This is a genomic window from Monashia sp. HAY1-2A, from assembly GCF_056755315.1.
In genome coordinates, this window is sequence record NZ_JBNDHY010000052.1 from 1 (window position 1) to 16,763 (window position 16,763).

Annotated in this window: 13 protein-coding genes; 5 read left to right on the top strand and 8 right to left on the bottom strand. The window is 71.8% G+C overall.

Annotated elements, in window-relative coordinates; translation table 11 throughout:
- The first annotated feature begins 113 nt into the window (after positions 1–113).
- Positions 114–1,067 carry an acyl-CoA thioesterase gene (locus ACPYOM_RS09915; protein WP_481345802.1) on the top strand — a complete coding sequence of 318 codons (954 nt, stop codon included), beginning with the start codon at positions 114–116 and terminating at the stop codon, positions 1,065–1,067.
- A gap of 13 nt (positions 1,068–1,080) precedes the next feature.
- Here ACPYOM_RS09915 and treZ read toward each other — a convergent pair whose 3' ends face one another.
- The 5 genes from treZ to ACPYOM_RS09940 form a co-directional block, all read right to left on the bottom strand.
- On the bottom strand, positions 1,081–2,898 hold the full coding sequence (gene treZ / locus ACPYOM_RS09920) for a malto-oligosyltrehalose trehalohydrolase (RefSeq protein WP_481345803.1): 1,818 nt from the start codon (positions 2,896–2,898) through the stop codon (positions 1,081–1,083).
- A 49-nt stretch (positions 2,899–2,947) separates the two neighbouring features.
- Positions 2,948–5,383 (bottom strand): malto-oligosyltrehalose synthase, encoded by a 2,436-nt coding sequence (gene treY, locus ACPYOM_RS09925; protein WP_481345804.1) that lies wholly within the window; start codon positions 5,381–5,383, stop codon positions 2,948–2,950.
- On the bottom strand, positions 5,380–7,551 hold the full coding sequence (glgX, locus tag ACPYOM_RS09930; protein WP_481342763.1) for a glycogen debranching protein GlgX: 2,172 nt from the start codon (positions 7,549–7,551) through the stop codon (positions 5,380–5,382). The genes treY and glgX overlap by 4 nt, the downstream gene beginning before the upstream one ends.
- Positions 7,552–7,819: 268 nt before the next feature.
- Complete coding sequence (locus ACPYOM_RS09935; protein ID WP_481345805.1) at positions 7,820–8,596, bottom strand: SDR family oxidoreductase; 777 nt, start codon at positions 8,594–8,596, stop codon at positions 7,820–7,822.
- Complete coding sequence (locus ACPYOM_RS09940; RefSeq protein ID WP_481345806.1) at positions 8,596–9,741, bottom strand: acyl-CoA dehydrogenase family protein; 1,146 nt, start codon at positions 9,739–9,741, stop codon at positions 8,596–8,598. The genes ACPYOM_RS09935 and ACPYOM_RS09940 overlap by 1 nt, the downstream gene beginning before the upstream one ends.
- Before the next feature lie 99 nt (positions 9,742–9,840).
- On the opposite strand from ACPYOM_RS09940, the gene ACPYOM_RS09945 reads away from it, so the two are divergent.
- Positions 9,841–10,461, top strand: coding sequence for a TetR/AcrR family transcriptional regulator (locus ACPYOM_RS09945; protein WP_481343311.1), 621 nt, complete (start codon positions 9,841–9,843; stop codon positions 10,459–10,461).
- A gap of 5 nt (positions 10,462–10,466) precedes the next feature.
- Complete coding sequence (locus ACPYOM_RS09950) at positions 10,467–11,021, top strand: 2'-5' RNA ligase family protein (protein ID WP_481345807.1); 555 nt, start codon at positions 10,467–10,469, stop codon at positions 11,019–11,021.
- Positions 11,022–11,043: 22 nt separating this feature from the next.
- Here ACPYOM_RS09950 and yczE read toward each other — a convergent pair whose 3' ends face one another.
- The gene (gene yczE, locus ACPYOM_RS09955) at positions 11,044–11,769 is read right to left on the bottom strand and encodes a membrane protein YczE (RefSeq protein ID WP_481345808.1); all 726 of its coding nucleotides are present in this window, start codon (positions 11,767–11,769) and stop codon (positions 11,044–11,046) included.
- Between the two features lie 61 nt (positions 11,770–11,830).
- Here yczE and yczR point away from each other — a divergent pair, with 61 nt between their 5' ends.
- Both yczR and ACPYOM_RS09965 read left to right on the top strand, forming a co-directional pair.
- A complete protein-coding gene (gene yczR, locus ACPYOM_RS09960) occupies positions 11,831–13,276 on the top strand; it encodes a MocR-like transcription factor YczR (RefSeq protein ID WP_481345809.1) in 1,446 nt (481 codons plus the stop codon).
- 39 nt (positions 13,277–13,315) lie between these two features.
- Positions 13,316–14,332, top strand: a complete 1,017-nt coding sequence (locus ACPYOM_RS09965; RefSeq protein ID WP_481345810.1) for a magnesium transporter CorA family protein — start codon at positions 13,316–13,318, stop codon at positions 14,330–14,332.
- Between the two features lie 60 nt (positions 14,333–14,392).
- Here the strand turns inward: ACPYOM_RS09965 and ettA are convergent, their stop codons facing one another.
- Together ettA and ACPYOM_RS09975 are read right to left on the bottom strand one after the other, a co-directional pair.
- A complete protein-coding gene (gene ettA / locus ACPYOM_RS09970; protein ID WP_481342862.1) occupies positions 14,393–16,075 on the bottom strand; it encodes an energy-dependent translational throttle protein EttA in 1,683 nt (560 codons plus the stop codon).
- 76 nt (positions 16,076–16,151) lie between these two features.
- A complete protein-coding gene (locus ACPYOM_RS09975; protein WP_481345811.1) occupies positions 16,152–16,700 on the bottom strand; it encodes a single-stranded DNA-binding protein in 549 nt (182 codons plus the stop codon).
- Between the last annotated feature and the right edge of the window lie 63 nt (positions 16,701–16,763).

The window sequence follows — 16,763 nt, forward strand, 5'->3', positions numbered from 1 at the left end:
CCCCCCCCCCCCCCCCCCCCCCCCCCCTCCCCCCCCCCGCCCCCCCCCCCCCCGATTACTACGCGTCTCGTGGGCTCGGAGATGTGTATAAGAGACAGGGGTAGGGTCGGGGCGTGACCGACGAGATCACCGTGCTCCCCCCGATCGAGGACCTCATCGATGTCCTGACCCTCAAGGACGTCGGCACGGCCCAGATCGCCGTCACCGACGTGCTCGGCCGCGACGCCGCGGAGTCGATCGGGGCGACGTCGGCGCGCGTCTTCGAGGGGCGCAGTCAGAAGATGCCGCACGGCCGGGTCTTCGGCGGCCAGGTGCTCGCGCAGTGCGTCATGGCGGCCGGCACGACGGTCCGTGAGATCGACGGCGACGGCCCGCGCCCGATCCACTCGCTGCACGGCTACTTCATGCGTCCGGGCGACGACACCCTGCCGATCCGGTTCGCCGTCGAGGAGATGCGCGACGGCCGGTCCTTCTCGACGCGGCGGGTCCACGCCGTGCAGAAGGGCGCGCCGATCATGTCGATGGTGTGCTCGTTCCAGGAGCGGGCCGGCGGCCTCGACCACCAGGAGCCGATGCCCGCGGTGGCCGGCCCCGAGGGCCTGACCTCGCTGGCCGAGGCGTTCCGCGGCATCGACCACCCCGGCGCCCGGCACCTCGCGGAGTCCCGCCCCATCGAGCTGCGGCCCGTCGAGAGCAACATGTTCCTCGACCCGGGGCCCGAGCAGGTCGCGAGCAACCACGTGTGGATGCGGGCCGTCGACCGGCTCCCGGACGACCCGTTGCTGCACGCCGCGGTGCTGGCCTACTCCAGCGACTACTCGCTGCTCGAGCCCGTGCTGCGACGCCATGGCCTCGTGTGGACCGACCGTCGGCTGCGCGTCGCGAGCCTCGACCACTCGATGTGGTTCCATCGCGACGCGCGAGCCGACGAGTGGCTGCTCTACGCGCAGGCGGCCCCGTCGGCCACGAGCGGTCGCGGCCTGTCGATCGGACAGATCTTTACCCGGGACGGCACCCTCGTCGCGACGACCGCCCAGGAGGGTATGGTCCGCGTCAAGGACTACTGAGGGCGCACCCGCGTCACACCGCGCGGACGACGGCGACGTCGTGGCCCTCGAGGCGCAGGCCGCCGGGGGCCTTCTCGGGGTGCCGGCCCCACGAGGCCAGCACCTCGTCGAGGTCGTCCGCGACGGGCACGACCTGGGACTGCTCGGACAGGTTGGCCACGACGCGCAGCCGCCCGCGTGACAGGACGAACCACGAGGCGTCCTCGTCGAAGCGGGCGCTCGTGTCCCGCAGGTCACCGGAGGCGATGTCGGGTTCGGTGCGGCGAACCTCGAGGAGCCGCCGGTAGAACGCGAGCGTCTCGACGTGGCCCGGTGCGTCGACCTCCGACCACCGCAGCACGCTCGACTCGCGGGTGGCCGGGTCCTGCGGGTCGGGGACGTCCGCCTCGTCCCACCCGTGCGCCGCGAACTCGCCCCGGCGCCCGGTGCGCACGGCCTCGGCGAGCCAGTCCTCCTCGAAGGAGGTGAAGAACGCGAAGGGCGTTCCCGCGCGCCACTCCTCGCCCATGAAGACCATCGCCGTGTAGGGCGACAGGAGGTAGAGCGCCGCGCCGATGGCCTGCTGCCCCGGCGTCACGGTGGCCCCGATGCGGTCGCCGACCGCGCGGTTGCCGACCTGGTCGTGGGTCTGCAGGTAGGCGACGAAGCGGTGCCCGGACGTCGTGGCGGGGTCGACCGGCCGACCCCAGGTCGCGTCGCGGAAGGTCGAGTAGCGGCCGTCGTGCAGGAAGGCCTGGGTGAGCACCTTGGCCAGGACCGACAGCACGCCCCCGTCGGGCCACGCGGCGGTGCCGCCGGCGAAGTCGGCGTAGTAGCCCTGGGTCTCGCCGGTGAGCGCCACGTGCAGGGCGTGGTGCACGTCGTCGTCCCACTGCACCGTCATGCCCCGGCCGCCCTCCGCGGTCGGCGTCACCATGACCGGGTCGTTGAGGTCGCTCTCCGCCACGAGGTCGAGCGAGCGGCCGAGCTGGGCTGCCAGAGAAGCGGTCTCGTCGGACAGCTGCGCGAGGACGTGACGATGGGAGGAGTCACGCAGCTCGTGGACGGCGTCGAGTCGCAACGCGTCGACGTGGAAGTCGCGGAACCACCGCAGCGCGTTGTCGACGACCCACCGCCGCACCTGCTGCGAGCCGTCACCGTCGAGGTTGACGGCCGGACCCCACGGCGTCGTGTGCGCGTCGGTGAAGTACGGCCCGAACTCCGCGAGGTAGTTGCCGGTGGGGCCGAGGTGGTTGTAGACGACGTCGAGGCAGACGCCCAGCCCGCGACCGTGGCAGGCGTCGACGAAGCGCTGGAAGGCCGCAGGCCCGCCGTAGGCGTCCTGGACGGCGTACGGCTGGACGCCGTCATATCCCCAACCGTGGGTCCCACCGAAGGCCGCGACGGGCATGACCTCGACGACGTCGATGCCGAGCTCGACGAGGTGGTCGAGGTGCCCGGTCGCGGCATCGAGCGTCCCCTCGGGTGTGAACGTGCCGACGTGCAGCTCGTAGACGACGCCGCCGGCCACGCCCCGACCCTCGCGGGGGCCGCGCCAGCCCGCGTCCTGCCACCGGTGGGCCGCGACGTCGAACGTGCGGCTGGGCCCGTGCACCCCGTACGGCTGCCAGGCGCTGCGCGGGTCGGGGCGCGGGTCGCCGCCGTCCAGGCTGAACGCGTAGTCGAGGACACCCGCCTTCGCGAGGTCATCGGTGGGCGTCCATGACCACCACCCGTCCCCGGCCTGCTGCATGGACCGGCGCTCCGGTTCCGTGCCGTGCGCCGCGGCCGCGACCCTCACCTCCACCGTCGTGGCGTACGGCGCCCAGACGTGGATCTCGTTCTCACTCATCGCGTTCCCTGTGGTCGGTGGTCCGGTCAGAGGTGCGCCCGGGCCGGCCTCACGCCTCGTGGACGAGGAGCGCGACGGGCAGATGCTCGTCGGGCAGCACCTGCGCCACCCGTACCCGTCCGCCGTCGGTCGCGCGCCCCGACACGGCATCCCGCCACCTTCCGGCCGGCAGCTCTACCGTCGCGTCGCCCCAGCCCCCGGCGTCGGCGAGCCGGCCGGCGAGTCGCGTGACCAGCGTCACGACGCGTGGCCCGTCGTCGTTCCCGCGCACGAACCCGACGAGGTGCGCCGAGGAGGAGTCGACCTCGGCGTACGTCGCAGACGGCCCGACGAAGGCGTCCGGGGCAGCCCGCCGGGTGCGCAGGGCCGCCGTGGTGAGCAGGAGCTTCTCGTCGGAGAGGTCCTGTGGGGCGGCACCGGCGTCCAGCCGGGTAAGGCGGTCGCGGCGCTCGGCGTAGTCGACGAGACGCCGGTTGTCCGGGTCGACGAGCGACAGGTCGACGAGGTCGGTGCCCTGGTAGACGTCCGGCACGCCGGGCATCGTCAGCTGGACGAGCTTCTGCCCGAGGGTGTTGGCCCGGATCTCCGTGGCCGTGCCGGTCAGCCACGCCTCGACGTGCGTCCGCACGTCCTCCGACGCGAGCACACCGGAGACGAAGCGATGGACCGCGGCCTCGTACCCCTCGTTCGGCGAGGTCCATCGGGTGTAGAGCTTGGACTCGCGGATCGCCTTGAGGGCGTAGGCGTTGAGTCGCTCGTCGCTGATCGGCCAGGCACCCACGAGCGTCTGCCAGAGGAAGTACTCGGTGAGTGCGTCGAGCGCGTCATCCCGGAAGGGGTCGGCCAGCCCGCGGGCGGTGCGCACCCACGCCGCCCACGCCTCGGGACGCTCCGCCAGGACGAAGAGCCGGGCCCGCACGTCCTCGGCTCGCTTGGTGTCGTGGGTCGAGAGGGTCGTCATCGTCGCCGGCCAGTGCTCGGCGAGCGTCGTCGCGAACCGGTGGAACTCGGCTGCCGGGACACCGACCCGCTCCGGGTCGCCACCGACCTCGTTGAGGCCCACGAGCCGGACGAACCGGTAGTACGCGGTGTCCTCGATGGCCTTGGCCATGACGGGTCCGCACGTCTGCTGGAACCGGACGAGGAACTCGTCGGCGGCGGCGGCATCCGTCCGCTCGGCCCGTCCGAGCGCGAGGTCGAGGAGCGCCCCGACCGTGCGGGCGTCGAGGTCCGGGCCGTGCAGCGACTCCCGGCCGCGCGCCACGGCGGACTCGAGCGCCACCGCGTGCCGCTCCTGCGGCTCGGTACCGGGCCGGCGGTAGACGCGGTAGCGGTCCATGCCCACGAGCATCGTCTCGAGGACCCGGCGCGCCTCGTCGGTGTCGAGGTCGGGCCGGGCCCGCGCCACGAGCCGCAGCAGCCGCTCGACCTCCGCGACGAGCATGACCTCGACGACCCACCGTTTCGACGTCGCGACGATGGCTCCGAGGTCCTGACGCTCCCCGACCAGCTCGGCCGAGAGCTCGTCGAGCGGCGCGGCACCTGCGGGGTCGACGAACAGGCCCCCGACGCGCAGCAGCGCGTCGTAGCCGGTGGTTCCCGCGGTGCGCCAGGACGCCGGCAGCTGCTCGTCGCCCTCGAGGATCTTCTCCACCACGACCCAGACGTCCCCGGTGGCCTCGGCGAGCCGTTCGAGGTACCCCTCGGGGTCCGCCAGGCCGTCCGGGTGGTCGATGCGAAGCCCGGCGACCGCGCCGGAGCGCACCGCCGCGAGGAGCCGCTCGTGCGTGGCGTCGAAGACCTCGGCGTCCTCGACGCGCACGGCGATGAGCGACGTGACGTCGAAGAAGCGGCGGTAGTTCAGCTCGGCGTCGCCGACCTGCCAGAACGCCAGCCGGTAGTGCTGGGCCTCCAGCACGTCGGCGAGCGGGGCCGACGGGTCCGTACCGGGCGCGAGCGGGAACACGTGGTCGTAGTAGCGGACCACCGGCTCGCCCTCGTGCTCCCCCAGCGACAGCTCCCCGGCCGCGAGCGCCTCCTCGAGCCGCGAGCCGAGCACGGGCAGCAGGATCCGCCCGTCCTGGGCGTCCCAGTCGACGTCGAACCAGGACGCGTACGCCGAGGTGCGGCCCTCGCGCAGCACGTCCCACAGGGGCCGGTTGAGCGACAGGGGCGTCGGCGTCGTCATGTGGTTCGGGACGACGTCGACGACGACCCCGAGGCCCGCCTCGTGCGCTGCTGCGCACAGCCGCTCGAAGCCGGCGTCGCCACCGAGACCCTCCGCGACGTGGCGGTGGTCGACGACGTCGTACCCATGCATCGACCCGCTCGTGGCCTGCAGGACGGGAGACAGGTAGAGGTGCGAGACGCCGAGGGCGGCGAGGTGGTCCACCTGGGCCAGCGCGTCCCCGAAGGTGAAGCCGGGCTCGAGCTGGAGCCGGTGCGTCGAGACCGGGATGCCGGGACGGGCTGCCGCGTCCGTCACGCCGTGGCCCCCTCCGTCACGCCCGCGACGGGCGGCGCCGCCGGCACCCGCGGGCACCGGAGGACGACGATGCTGTGGGCCTCGACCTGCACCTGCCACGTCGGGTCGAGGGGCGACTCCTCGATCTCCTCCCGCGCCGTGTCGATGACCGGGAGCCACTCCGTCCCGTACTCGGCGTCCGGCAGCGTGAACGACAGCGACTCGTGGTGGGCGTTGAAGAGCACGAGGAACGAGTCGTCGAGGATCTTCTGTCCCCGCGGGTCCGGCTCGGGGATGGCCGAGCCGTTGAGGAAGACCATGAGCGACTTGGCCATTCCGTTGCTCCACGCCTCGTCGTCCATGTGCTCGGCGTTCGGCATGAGCCAGGCGATGTCACCGAGCTCGCTCTCACCGCCGTGCTCGGCGCTGCCGGCGAAGAACCGGCGCCGGCGGAACACCGGGTGCTCCCGGCGCAGCCGGACGATCGACTGGGTGAAGGCGAGCAGCTGCTGGTCGTCCTCGTCGAGGGCCCAGTGGATCCACGAGATGTCGTTGTCCTGGCAGTACCCGTTGTTGTTGCCGCCTTGGGTGCGGCCGAGCTCGTCGCCGTGCAGGAGCATCGGGACGCCCTGGCTGAGCAGGAGGGTCGTCAGGAAGTTGCGCTGCTGGCGCGCCCGCAGGCCACGCACCGCGGGGTCGTCGCTCGGACCCTCGACGCCGCAGTTCCACGAGCGGTTGTGGCTCTCGCCGTCGTTGTTGCCCTCACCGTTGGCCTCGTTGTGCTTGTCGTTGTACGACACGAGGTCGCGCAGGGTGAAGCCGTCGTGCGCGGTGACGAAGTTGATCGACGCGATCGGCTTCCGGCCGGAGTGCTCGTAGAGGTCGCTCGAACCCGTGAAGCGGGAGGCGAACTCGCCGAGCGCCCCGCCCTCGCCGCGCCAGAAGTCCCGGACCGTGTCACGGTACTGGCCGTTCCACTCGGTCCACAGGGGCGGGAAGCCGCCGACCTGGTAGCCGCCCTCCCCGACGTCCCAGGGCTCGGCGATGAGCTTGACCTGGCTGACGACCGGGTCCTGCTGGATGAGGTCGAAGAACGCCGACAGCTTGTCGACCTCGTGGAACTGGCGGGCCAGCGTCGCGGCGAGGTCGAAGCGGAAGCCGTCGACGTGCATCTCGGTGACCCAGTAGCGCAGCGAGTCCATGATGAGCTGGAGCACGTGCGGGCTGCGCATGAGGAGGCTGTTGCCGGTGCCGGTCGTGTCGTAGTAGTGCGACAGGTCGTCGCTGACGAGCCGGTAGTAGCTGTTGTTGTCCAGGCCCCGGAAGGCGAGCGTCGGGCCCATGTGGTTGCCCTCCGCCGTGTGGTTGTAGACGACGTCGAGGATGACCTCGATGTCGGCCTCGTGCAGCGCCCTGACCATGGCCTTGAACTCCAGAACCTGCTGCCCGCGCTGACCCCCCGCCGCGTAGGCGTTGTGCGGGGCCAGGAAGCCGATCGTGTTGTAGCCCCAGTAGTTCGACAGGCCGCGCTCGACGAGCGGCGCGTCCTGGACGAACTGGTGCACCGGCATCAGCTCGACGGCGGTGACGCCGAGGTCGGTCAGGTGCTTGATCGTCGCCGGGTGGGCGATGCCGGCGTAGGTGCCGCGGATCTCCTCCGGGACCTCGGGGTGCAGCATCGTCAGACCCTTGACGTGGGCCTCGTAGATGACGCTCTCGTGGTACTCGTGCCGCGGGGGGCGGTCGTCGCCCCAGTCGAAGAAGGGGTTGACGACGACGGAGTGCATCGTGTGGGCGATGCTGTCGTCGGTGTTGATCTCGGTCGTCGTCGCCGCGTCGGGGTCACCGAAGGTGTACGAGTACAGGGACTGGTCGTTCTCGGCCTGCCCCTCGATGGCCTTGGCGTACGGGTCCAGCAGGAGCTTGCTCGGGTTGCAGCGGTGCCCGTTCTCGGGCTCGTAGGGGCCGTGGACGCGGAAACCGTACCGCTGGCCGGGCTGCAGGAACGGCACGTACCCGTGCCACACGAACCCGTCGACCTCCGGCAGGTCGAGGCGCGTCTCGGCCAGGTCGTCCGTGAGCAGACACAGCTCGACACGCTCGGCGACCTCCGAGAAGACCGCGAAGTTGACCCCCGCGCCGTCGTACGTGGCGCCGAGGGGGTAGGGCTTGCCGGGCCAGATCTCCATGGAGCTTCTTCCGTCGTCATGGACGCGGCCGGGGCCGCGCCGCCACCGGTGTGGCGTCGGGCGGACGGCGCCGGCCACCCCGGGCCCATCGTGGTGCCCGGCGGGGTGCCGCGCAACCACCGCTCCCCTGACGGTCGGGCCTCGGCCCGCCGGGGAAGCGACGCCCGCTGCGCACGTCCGTGCTTCCAGTACCCCGTGAGGGCGACCCGGTGACGCCCGCCCACCTCGCCGACGGGGAGGCCGCCTCAGCGTGGCGCTGGACGGCCTGTCACAGAGCCCCGCCCAGCGTCACGCCTCCGTCGATGGTGAGGGTCTGGCCGGTGATCCACGAGGCGTCGGCGGACAGGAGGAAGGTCACGGCGCCGGCGACGTCCTCGGGGACGCCGAGCCTCTTCATCGGGTAGGCGGCCGCCACCTGCTCCTCACGGCCGGTGTAGAGCGCCTCGGCGAACTTGGTCTTGACGACCGCGGGCGCGACGGCGTTGACACGCACGTCGGGACCCAGCTCGTGGCCCAGCTCGGTGGTCAGGTGGATGAGCGCGGCCTTCGAGACGCCGTACCAGCCGATGACGCCCGAGGCGCCCTGCCCGGCGACCGACGCGAGGTTGACGACCGCGGCGGGGTGCTCGGCGTCACCGAAACCCGCGCCGACGGCCTTGCGGATCCACGAGAACGCCGCGACGACGTTGACGTCGAGCACCTTGCGGGCGACGTCGAGGTCGGTGTCGAGCATCGGCCCGTAGACGGGGTTGATGCCGGTGTTGTTGACGAGCAGGTGCAGGCCGCCGAACGTCTCCCTCGCCGCAGCGATGGTCTCGTCCTGGTGCGCCTCGTCGGCGGCGTTGCCGGCCACCCCCAGCGCGCACTCGGGACCACCGAGCCGCTCGACGGCCTGGGCGAGCGCCTCCTGCCGACGCGCCGTGACGACGACCCTGGCACCGTCGGCGACGAGCCGCTCGGCGATGCCGAAGCCGATGCCGCGGGAGGCACCGGTGACGATGGCGACGGCACCATCGTGGCGCCGTCGGGCGTCCTCACCGCCCATCAGAAGCCGAGGTCCCGGCCGATGAGCTCCTTCATGATCTCGTTGGAGCCGGCCCAGATCTTCGTGACGCGGGCGTCGCGCCAGGCGCGAGCCACCCGGTACTCGTTCATGAAGCCGTAGCCCCCGTACAGCTGGACGCAGTGGTCGAGGACGTCGTTCTGCACCTGGGAGCTCCACCACTTGGCCTTGGCGGCGTCGACCGCGCTGAGCCGGCCCTGGCTGTGGGCCAGGACGCAGTCGTCGACGTAGGCCTCGGCCACCTCGATCTTCGTCACGAGCTCGGCCAGGAGGAACTTGTTGTGCTGGAACTGGCCGATGGACTGGCCGAAGGCCTGGCGGTCCTTGGCGTACTGGATGGTCTCCTCGAGGATCGCCTTCGGGTGCGCGACGTTCGAGACGGCGGCGCCGATGCGCTCCTGGGGCAGGCGCTGCATCATCGCGATGAAGCCCATTCCCTCGGGCCCGAGCCGGTTCTCGTCGGGCAGGCGGACGTTCTCGAAGAACAGCTCGGCGGTGTCCGACTCCTCCATGCCGACCTTGTCGAGCTTGCGGCCGTTGTGGAATCCCTCCGTGCCGCGCTCCACGACGAAGAGGGTGATGCCCTTGGCCCCCTTGGACGGGTCGGTGCGGGTGGCCACGATGACGAGGTCGGCCTGGTAGCCGTTCGTGATGAAGGTCTTGGAGCCGTTGAGCACCCAGCCGTCGCCGTCGCGCACTGCGGTGGTCTTGAGGGCGGCGAGGTCGGAGCCGCCCGAGGGCTCGGTCATCGCGATGGCGCAGACGAGGTCGCCGCTGGCCATGCCCGGCAGCCAGCGCTGCTTCTGCTCCTCGGTGCCGAGGTCGACGATGTAGGGCGGGCAGACGTCGGAGTGGATGCCGAAGCACGAGCTCGTCGCGGCGTTGAAGCGCGACATCTCCTCGGCGATGACGGCGTTGAAGCGGTAGTCCTTGACACCGGCGCCGCCGAACTCCTCCGGGATCTCGAAGCCGAACAGGCCCTGCTTGCCGGCCTCGCGCCAGATGTCCCGGTCGATCGACTTGGCCTCGATCATCTGCTCGGCGCGCGGCTGCAGCGTGCGGTGCACGAACTCGCGCGCCGACGCGCGCATCGCCTCGTGGTCCTCGTCGTAGATGTTGCGGGGCATCCGTCCTCCGTGGGGCGTGGGGGCGTGGCTGGCGACGCGCCGTACCGACAGGTAACTAAGCGCTTGCTTAGTCTCCCGCCGCTACGGCATGCTGTCAACGTGCCGCAGCCCACGCCGAGCCGGACCTCACGCGCGAACCCGAGCCAGGACCCGTCGACCGTCGACCGCCTCATGCACGCGGCCGCGCACGCCTTCGCCGACAAGGGCTTCCACGCCACGACGACCCGCGACATCGCCTCGGGCGCGGGCCTGTCCCCCGCGGGGGTCTACGTGCACTTCGGGACGAAGGAGGAGCTCCTCTTCAACCTCAGCCGCAGCGGCCACGAGAGCGCCCTGCGCCTCCTGCGCGGCGCCATCGCCGACGGCCCGACGCCGACCGAGCAGCTGGCCAACGTCATGGCGCGGTTCACCGAGTGGCACGTCGAGCAGTACCAGGTGGCGCGCGTCGTGCAGTACGAGCACCACCACCTGACGCCCGAGCACCACGCCGAGGTGCTCGCCCTGCGCAAGGAGATGGACGGCCTCGTCCGCGGCATCCTCGAGCGGGGTGTCGCCGACGGCGCCTTCACCGTCGACGACAGCGGCGACACGGCCCTCGCGCTCCTGTCGATCGTCGTCGACGTCGCCCGCTGGTACTCCCCCACGATCCGCCGGTCCCCCGCACAGATCGGCGCGACCAATGCCGCCCTCGCGCTGCGGCTGGTCGGCGCGGCGGGCTGACCCGCGTGGCGGCCCACGCCGGCCACAGCGTCCTCCTCGTCCCGGTCCCGCAGCTCGAGCCGTTCGTCCTCGGTCGCACCCGCCACTACGACGAGGCGTACGCGTCCGAGGACCCGAGCTTCGTCCACGCGCACGTCACGGTCCTCGGACCCTTCCTGCCACGCCATGAGCTCACCGAGGAGGTCTTCGGCATCGTGGACGAGATCGCCTCTGCCACGGGGCCGTTCGACTTCACCCTGGAGCGGACGGACACGTTCCCCAACGGTATTGTGCACCTGCTCCCGGACCCCGACGACGTGTTCCGCAGCCTGACCGCCGCCCTGTGGCAGTCCTTTCCGCAGTGTCCCCCGTACGGCGGTGCGTTCGCCGACGTCGTGCCGCACCTGACCCTCGACGCGGTGTCCGACACCGTCACCGAGGACTCGACCCGGCTGGCCGTGAGGTCGTGGACACCGGCCGCGTGCCGTGCCGAGCGACTCGACCTCGCATGGTACGAACCCCACCGGTGCCACCTGCTGCGCTCGTGGCGCCTCGGCGGGCAAGGGGTCGCCTCCACCTAGCGGGGTGGGTCAGGCGTCCGGGTCAGTCCCCGAGGACCGGAGTCGGGAGAGGACCGGCGGGGTGGGCAGTCTGTGCCCCGTGCTGGGTCTCGCGCGCGGCCGTCGGCTCGGGGCCGAGGTCGACCGTGAGGCGAGGCAGGAAGAACTGCACGAGCGGTCCGATCGACACGGCGTACAGCACCGTACCGAGGCCCACTGAGCCGCCGAGCAGCCAGCCGACGACGAGGACGACCACCTCGATCGTCGTGCGCACCAGCCGGATCGACAGTCCGGTGCGGCGGGCGAGGCCGGTCATCAGGCCGTCGCGCGGGCCGGGTCCGAGCTGGCTGCCGATGTACAGGCCGCCGGCGACGCCGTTGAGCCCGAGGCCGGACAGCAGGAGCGTCGCACGGGCCCACAGGGCGTCCGGCTCGACGATGAGCGCGAGACCGGCGTCGGCGGCCAGACCGATGACGACGACGTTGGCCACGGTGCCGAGCCCGGGCCACTGCCGCAGCGGCACCCAGAGCAGCAGCACGAGCGCGCCGATCACGATGGTGACCTGCCCGAAGGTCAGCGGCACGTGGCTCGCGACGCCCATGTGGAAGACGTCCCACGGGTCGAGCCCGAGCGCGCCGCGGACCATCATCGCCATCGAGACGCCGTAGAGCGTCAGCCCGACGAGGAGCTGGACGACGCGCCGCGGCAGGTGCGGCGCTCGCAGCTGGGCGACCGGTCCGAGGTTGCGCAGGGGCACGTGGCGTCTCATGGAACCATCGTGGCCACGATTGGACTGCCGGTTAAGGGCCAGTCATGGCAGAGTGGACCTCATGCGCTCCGTCTCCGCCCGGACCCTGTCCGCCCTCCTCGGACCCGAGCCGCTCCCCCGGCCGGCCTACCGCGGGCTCGCGGACGCGGTGCGCCGCCTCGTCTCCGACGGCCGGCTCCTCGTCGGCACCCGGCTGCCGAGCGAGCGCGCCCTGACCGCCGAGCTCGGGCTGAGCCGCACGACGGTCGTCGCCGCCTTGGACGCGCTGCGTGACGAGGGTTTCGTCGTCACCCGTCGCGGCTCTGGCAGCGTCGTCGCCCTGCCCACGGGCGCTTCGGGTCTCGCGCTGTCCGGCGCAGGTCTCATCCCGACCGACGTGCCGCCCGAGGTCATCGACCTCACCTACGCCGCGCTGCCCGCGGCCGCCGGCCTCACCGCCGCGTACGAGCGCGCTCTCGCCGAGCTGCCACGGCACCTCGCGACGGCCGGCTACCACCCCCACGGGCTGCCCGAGACCCGCGCCGCGATCGCCGACTGGTTCGACGGTCGGGGTCTGCCCACCTCACCCGAGCAGGTCGTCGTCACCTCCGGCGCCCACGCCGGGCTCTCCTCGGTCCTGCGGGCCGAGCTCGACGTCGGTGACCGCGTCCTCGTCGAGACCCCGACCTACCCCAACGCCGTCGTCGCGGTCCGGCGCTCGGGCCTGCGGCCCGTGCCGACCCCCCTGACCCGGCTCGGCTGGGACCTCGACGCGGTCGAGGTCGCCCTGCGCCAGAGCGGGGCCAGGATGGCCTACCTCATCCCGGACCACCAGAACCCGACCGGGCTGCTCATGGACGCCCCGACGCGGGTCGCCGTCGCCGACGTGCTCGCTCGCGGTCGCGCCGTGCCGGTCGTCGACGAGACGTTCGTCGAGCTCGGCCTCGACGAGGCGGCCGCCGCCGACCGCGTCCCGCCGTTCGCGACCTCGGCCCCGGCGGCGTACACCCTCGGCAGCGCGGGCAAGACCTGGTGGGGCGGCATCCGCGTCGGATGGGTGCGCGCGCCGCGCGAGGCGGTCGGAGCCGTCGTGGAGTCGCGCCACAGCCTCGACCTCGGCAGCGCGGTGCTCGAGCAGCTCGTCGTGGCCGACCTGCTGCGCCAGGGGGACGCGGTGCTGGTCGCCCGGCGCCGCGAGGCCCGCGCGCGCCGCGACGCCATGGTGGCGGCCGTGCGGCGCCACCTGTCCGACTGGCGGTTCGACGTGCCGGTCGGAGGGCTCAACCTATGGTGCGAGCTGCCGGTGGCCCGCGGTGACCAGCTGGCCCGCGTCGCCGAGCAGGCCGGCGTCCGGCTCGCCCGGGGAAGCCAGTTCGCCGCGGCCGGCGGACTCGGACGCTGGGTCCGGATCCCCTTCTGCGTCCCGGCCGATGAGGCCGACGAGGTCGGCCGACGCCTCGCGGCCGCCTGGGACCTCGCCCTCGCGGGGAGGCCGGTCCGCGACGACGCGCCGCCGCTCATCGCCTGACCCACCGGTCGTGCCGACCCGCCCTGTCACACTGGGGAGGTGGGAAGCTCACGCGTGACGGTGCGGACGTGCCGCTGGGAGGACGGCGCCGTCGTCGAGGAGGGCTTCGCCCTCGAGCAGGTGTCCGACCACCTCGACCGCGAGGGCTCCCTGCTCTGGGTCGACCTCTGCGAGCCCGACCACGACCACCTGCTCCGGCTGGCCGGCGAGCTGGGTCTCGACCCCCACGCCGTGGAGGACGCCGTCACCGCCGGCGAGCGGCCCAAGGCCACCCGGCACGCCAAGCACACCTTCCTCACGGTGTACGCGACCCGCCTCGAGGCACCGGAGGACGACCCGACCGCCCGGGACTCGCGGCTGCGCCTGACGCGCATCTCTGCGTTCGTCCTGCCGCGTGGTGTCATCACGGTGCGCTCGAACCCGGACTTCGACATGGGCCGGGTCCTCGACCGGTGGAACGAGGACCCCGAGCTGCTGCGCCACGGCGTCGGCGCCCTCGTCCACGGCCTCCTCGACACCGTCGTCGACGGGCACTTCGAGACGATCCAGCAGCTCGACGACGCGATCGAGGGACTCGAGGACGACCTCTTCGACGACCGTGGTCGGACACGCGTCGCGCAGGTGCGCACCTACCGACTGCGCAAGGAGCTCGTCGAGCTGCGCCGGGTCGTGCTGCCCATGCGTGACGTCGTCAACGCCGTGCTGCGCCACCGCACGGACCTCGACGAGCGGCGCCCCGAGCTCGACGGGTTCTACGACGACCTGTACGACCACGTCCTGCGCGCCGCCGAGTGGACCGAGTCGCTGCGCGACATGGTGACGACGGTCTTCGAGACCAACCTGTCGCTGCAGGACGCCCGGCTCAACACCGTCATGAAGAAGCTGACCGCCTGGGCGGCGATCATCGCCGTGCCGACGGCGGTCACCGGCTGGTACGGCCAGAACGTGCCCTACCCCGGGTTCGGCTCGCACGCAGGCGTGCTCGTCAGCGGTGGCGTCATCGTCGTGGTCGCGGCCCTGCTCTACCTCGTGTTCCGACGCAAGGGGTGGATCTAGGGACGGCCACCGCGTCAGAACTCTGACGCGATGGCCGTCGCCGTCGTGCGGGCGCGCAGGTCAGTCGCGCGTCAGCTTGCGGTAGGTGACCCGGTGGGGACGAGCCGCCTCGGGACCGAGGCGCTCGACCTTGTTGGCCTCGTAGGACTCGAAGTTGCCCTCGAACCAGTACCAGCGCGCCGGGTCGTCCTCGGTGCCCTCGTAGGCGAGGATGTGCGTCGCGACCCGGTCGAGGAACCACCGGTCGTGGGAGATGACGACGGCGCAGCCCGGGAAGTCGAGCAGCGCGTTCTCGAGCGAGCCGAGGGTCTCGACGTCGAGGTCGTTCGTCGGCTCGTCGAGCAGGAGCAGGTTGCCGCCCTGCTTGAGCGTGAGCGCGAGGTTGAGGCGGTTGCGCTCGCCACCGGACAGGACGCCCGAGAGCTTCTGCTGGTCCGGGCCCTTGAAGCCGAACTGCGACACGTAGGCGCGCGACGGGATCTCGACCTGGCCGACCTTGATGTGGTCGAGGCCGTCGGAGACGATCTCCCACAGGTTCTTCTTCGGGTCCAGGCCCTCGCGGCCCTGGTCGACGTAGGAGATCTTCACGGTCTCGCCGATCTTGACCTCGCCGGCATCGGGCTGCTCGAACCCGACGATGGTCTTGAAGAGCGTCGACTTGCCGACGCCGTTGGGACCGATGACGCCGACGATGCCGTTGCGCGGCAGCGAGAAGGACAGGTTGTCGATGAGGACGCGGTCGCCGAAGCCCTTCCTCAGGTTGTTCACCTCGATGACCGTCGAGCCCAGGCGCGGGCCGGGCGGAATCTGGATCTCCTCGAAGTCGAGCTTGCGGGTGCGCTCGGCCTCGGCCGCCATCTCCTCGTAGCGGGCCAGGCGGGCCTTGGACTTGGCCTGGCGACCCTTGGCGTTGCTGCGGACCCACTCGAGCTCCTGCTTGAGGCGCTTCTGCAGCTTTTGGTCCTTCTTGCCCTGGACCTGGAGCCGCTCGGACTTCTTCTCGAGGTAGGTCGAGTAGTTGCCCTCGTACGGGTAGAGCCGGCCGCGGTCCACCTCGGCGATCCACTGGGCGACGTTGTCGAGGAAGTAGCGGTCGTGGGTGACCGCGATGACGGCGCCCGGGTAGGACTCGAGGTGCTGCTCGAGCCACTGCACCGACTCGGCGTCGAGGTGGTTGGTCGGCTCGTCGAGCAGCAGCAGGTCCGGCTTCTGCAGCAGCAGCTTGCACAGGGCGACACGGCGGCGCTCGCCACCGGACAGGTTGGTGACCGCGGCGTCCGGCGGCGGGCAGCGCAGCGCGTCCATGGCCTGCTCGAGCTGGGAGTCGAGGTCCCAGGCGTCGGCGTGGTCGATGTCCTCCTGCAGCTTGCCCATCTCGGCGAGCAGCGCGTCGTAGTCGGCGTCGGGGTCTGCCATCTCGGCGGAGATCTCGTTGTAGCGGTCGAGCTTGGCCTTGATCTCGCCGGCGCCCTCCTCGACGTTGCCGAGGACCGTCTTGTCCTCGTTGAGGGGCGGCTCCTGCAGGAGGATGCCGACCGTCGCACCGTTGGCGAGACGGGCCTCGCCGTTGCTGGGCTGGTCGAGTCCGGCCATGATCTTGAGGATCGTCGACTTGCCCGCACCGTTCGGACCGACCATGCCGATCTTCGCGCCGGGGTAGAACGACATCGAGACGTCGTCGAGGATGACCTTCTCGTTGTGCGCCTTGCGCGCACGGGTCATGGTGTAGATGTACTCGGCCATGCGCAGAAGGCTATCTGCCGCACCGCGCACGACCGAATCGGTGCCGCCCGGGTGACGGCGCCCCGCCGGCGCGTGCTCAGGCAGGCACCTGCTCGACGTCGTAGTCGTCGGTCTCGGGGTCACCGAGCAGCGAGGCCCCTGCCTCGAGCTCACCGGTCACGACGCCGTTCTCGTCGACGCCGGCCGGACGCTCCTCACCGGACAGCTGCTCGAGCGCGCCACGCACGTCCGGGTCGGAGGTGCGGTCCTGGCCCAGAGCCGCCGCCCGGCTCACCCGCTCGAAGACGGCCCGGCCCCACCCGAGGTCGTGCCCGATGTGGTCGGCGTCGATCTCGGTCGCCGTGCGCTGCTGCCCGTCGGCTCCGACGTACTGCTTGACGGAGACGTTGCCCTCGACGATGACCGGCTGTCCCTTGCGCAGGGAGGCGGCCGCGTTGGCGGCGAGCGCGTTGAAGGCGATGACGGAGTAGAAGCTCGTGTCGAGGTCGGCGAACTTGCCGTCGGCCGTCCGGCGGAACGGTGTCGTGGCGATGCGGAAGGTCGTGAAGACGTTGCCGTTGCGACCCTGTCGCTCGACGGGGTCGCTGACGACGTTGCCGTGGACGGTGATGCGGGTCTCGTTCATGGGCCTGCTCCCTGCTCGGTCCGGCCACGGGGCCGGCTCGTTGACGGCGGGCGGCGGCTTGCC

Excerpts from the sequence above, each read along its gene's own strand:
- treZ (WP_481345803.1), bottom strand. The coding sequence starts at position 2,898 with ATGAGTGAGAACGAGATCCACGTCTGGGCGCCGTACGCCACGACGGTG.
- ettA (WP_481342862.1), bottom strand. The coding sequence starts at position 16,075 with ATGGCCGAGTACATCTACACCATGACCCGTGCGCGCAAGGCGCACAAC.
- ACPYOM_RS09935 (WP_481345805.1), bottom strand. The coding sequence starts at position 8,596 with ATGGGCGGTGAGGACGCCCGACGGCGCCACGATGGTGCCGTCGCCATC.
- yczE (WP_481345808.1), bottom strand. The coding sequence starts at position 11,769 with ATGAGACGCCACGTGCCCCTGCGCAACCTCGGACCGGTCGCCCAGCTG.
- yczR (WP_481345809.1), top strand. The coding sequence starts at position 11,831 with ATGCGCTCCGTCTCCGCCCGGACCCTGTCCGCCCTCCTCGGACCCGAG.
- glgX (WP_481342763.1), bottom strand. The coding sequence starts at position 7,551 with ATGGAGATCTGGCCCGGCAAGCCCTACCCCCTCGGCGCCACGTACGAC.
- ACPYOM_RS09940 (WP_481345806.1), bottom strand. The coding sequence starts at position 9,741 with ATGCCCCGCAACATCTACGACGAGGACCACGAGGCGATGCGCGCGTCG.
- ACPYOM_RS09975 (WP_481345811.1), bottom strand. The coding sequence starts at position 16,700 with ATGAACGAGACCCGCATCACCGTCCACGGCAACGTCGTCAGCGACCCC.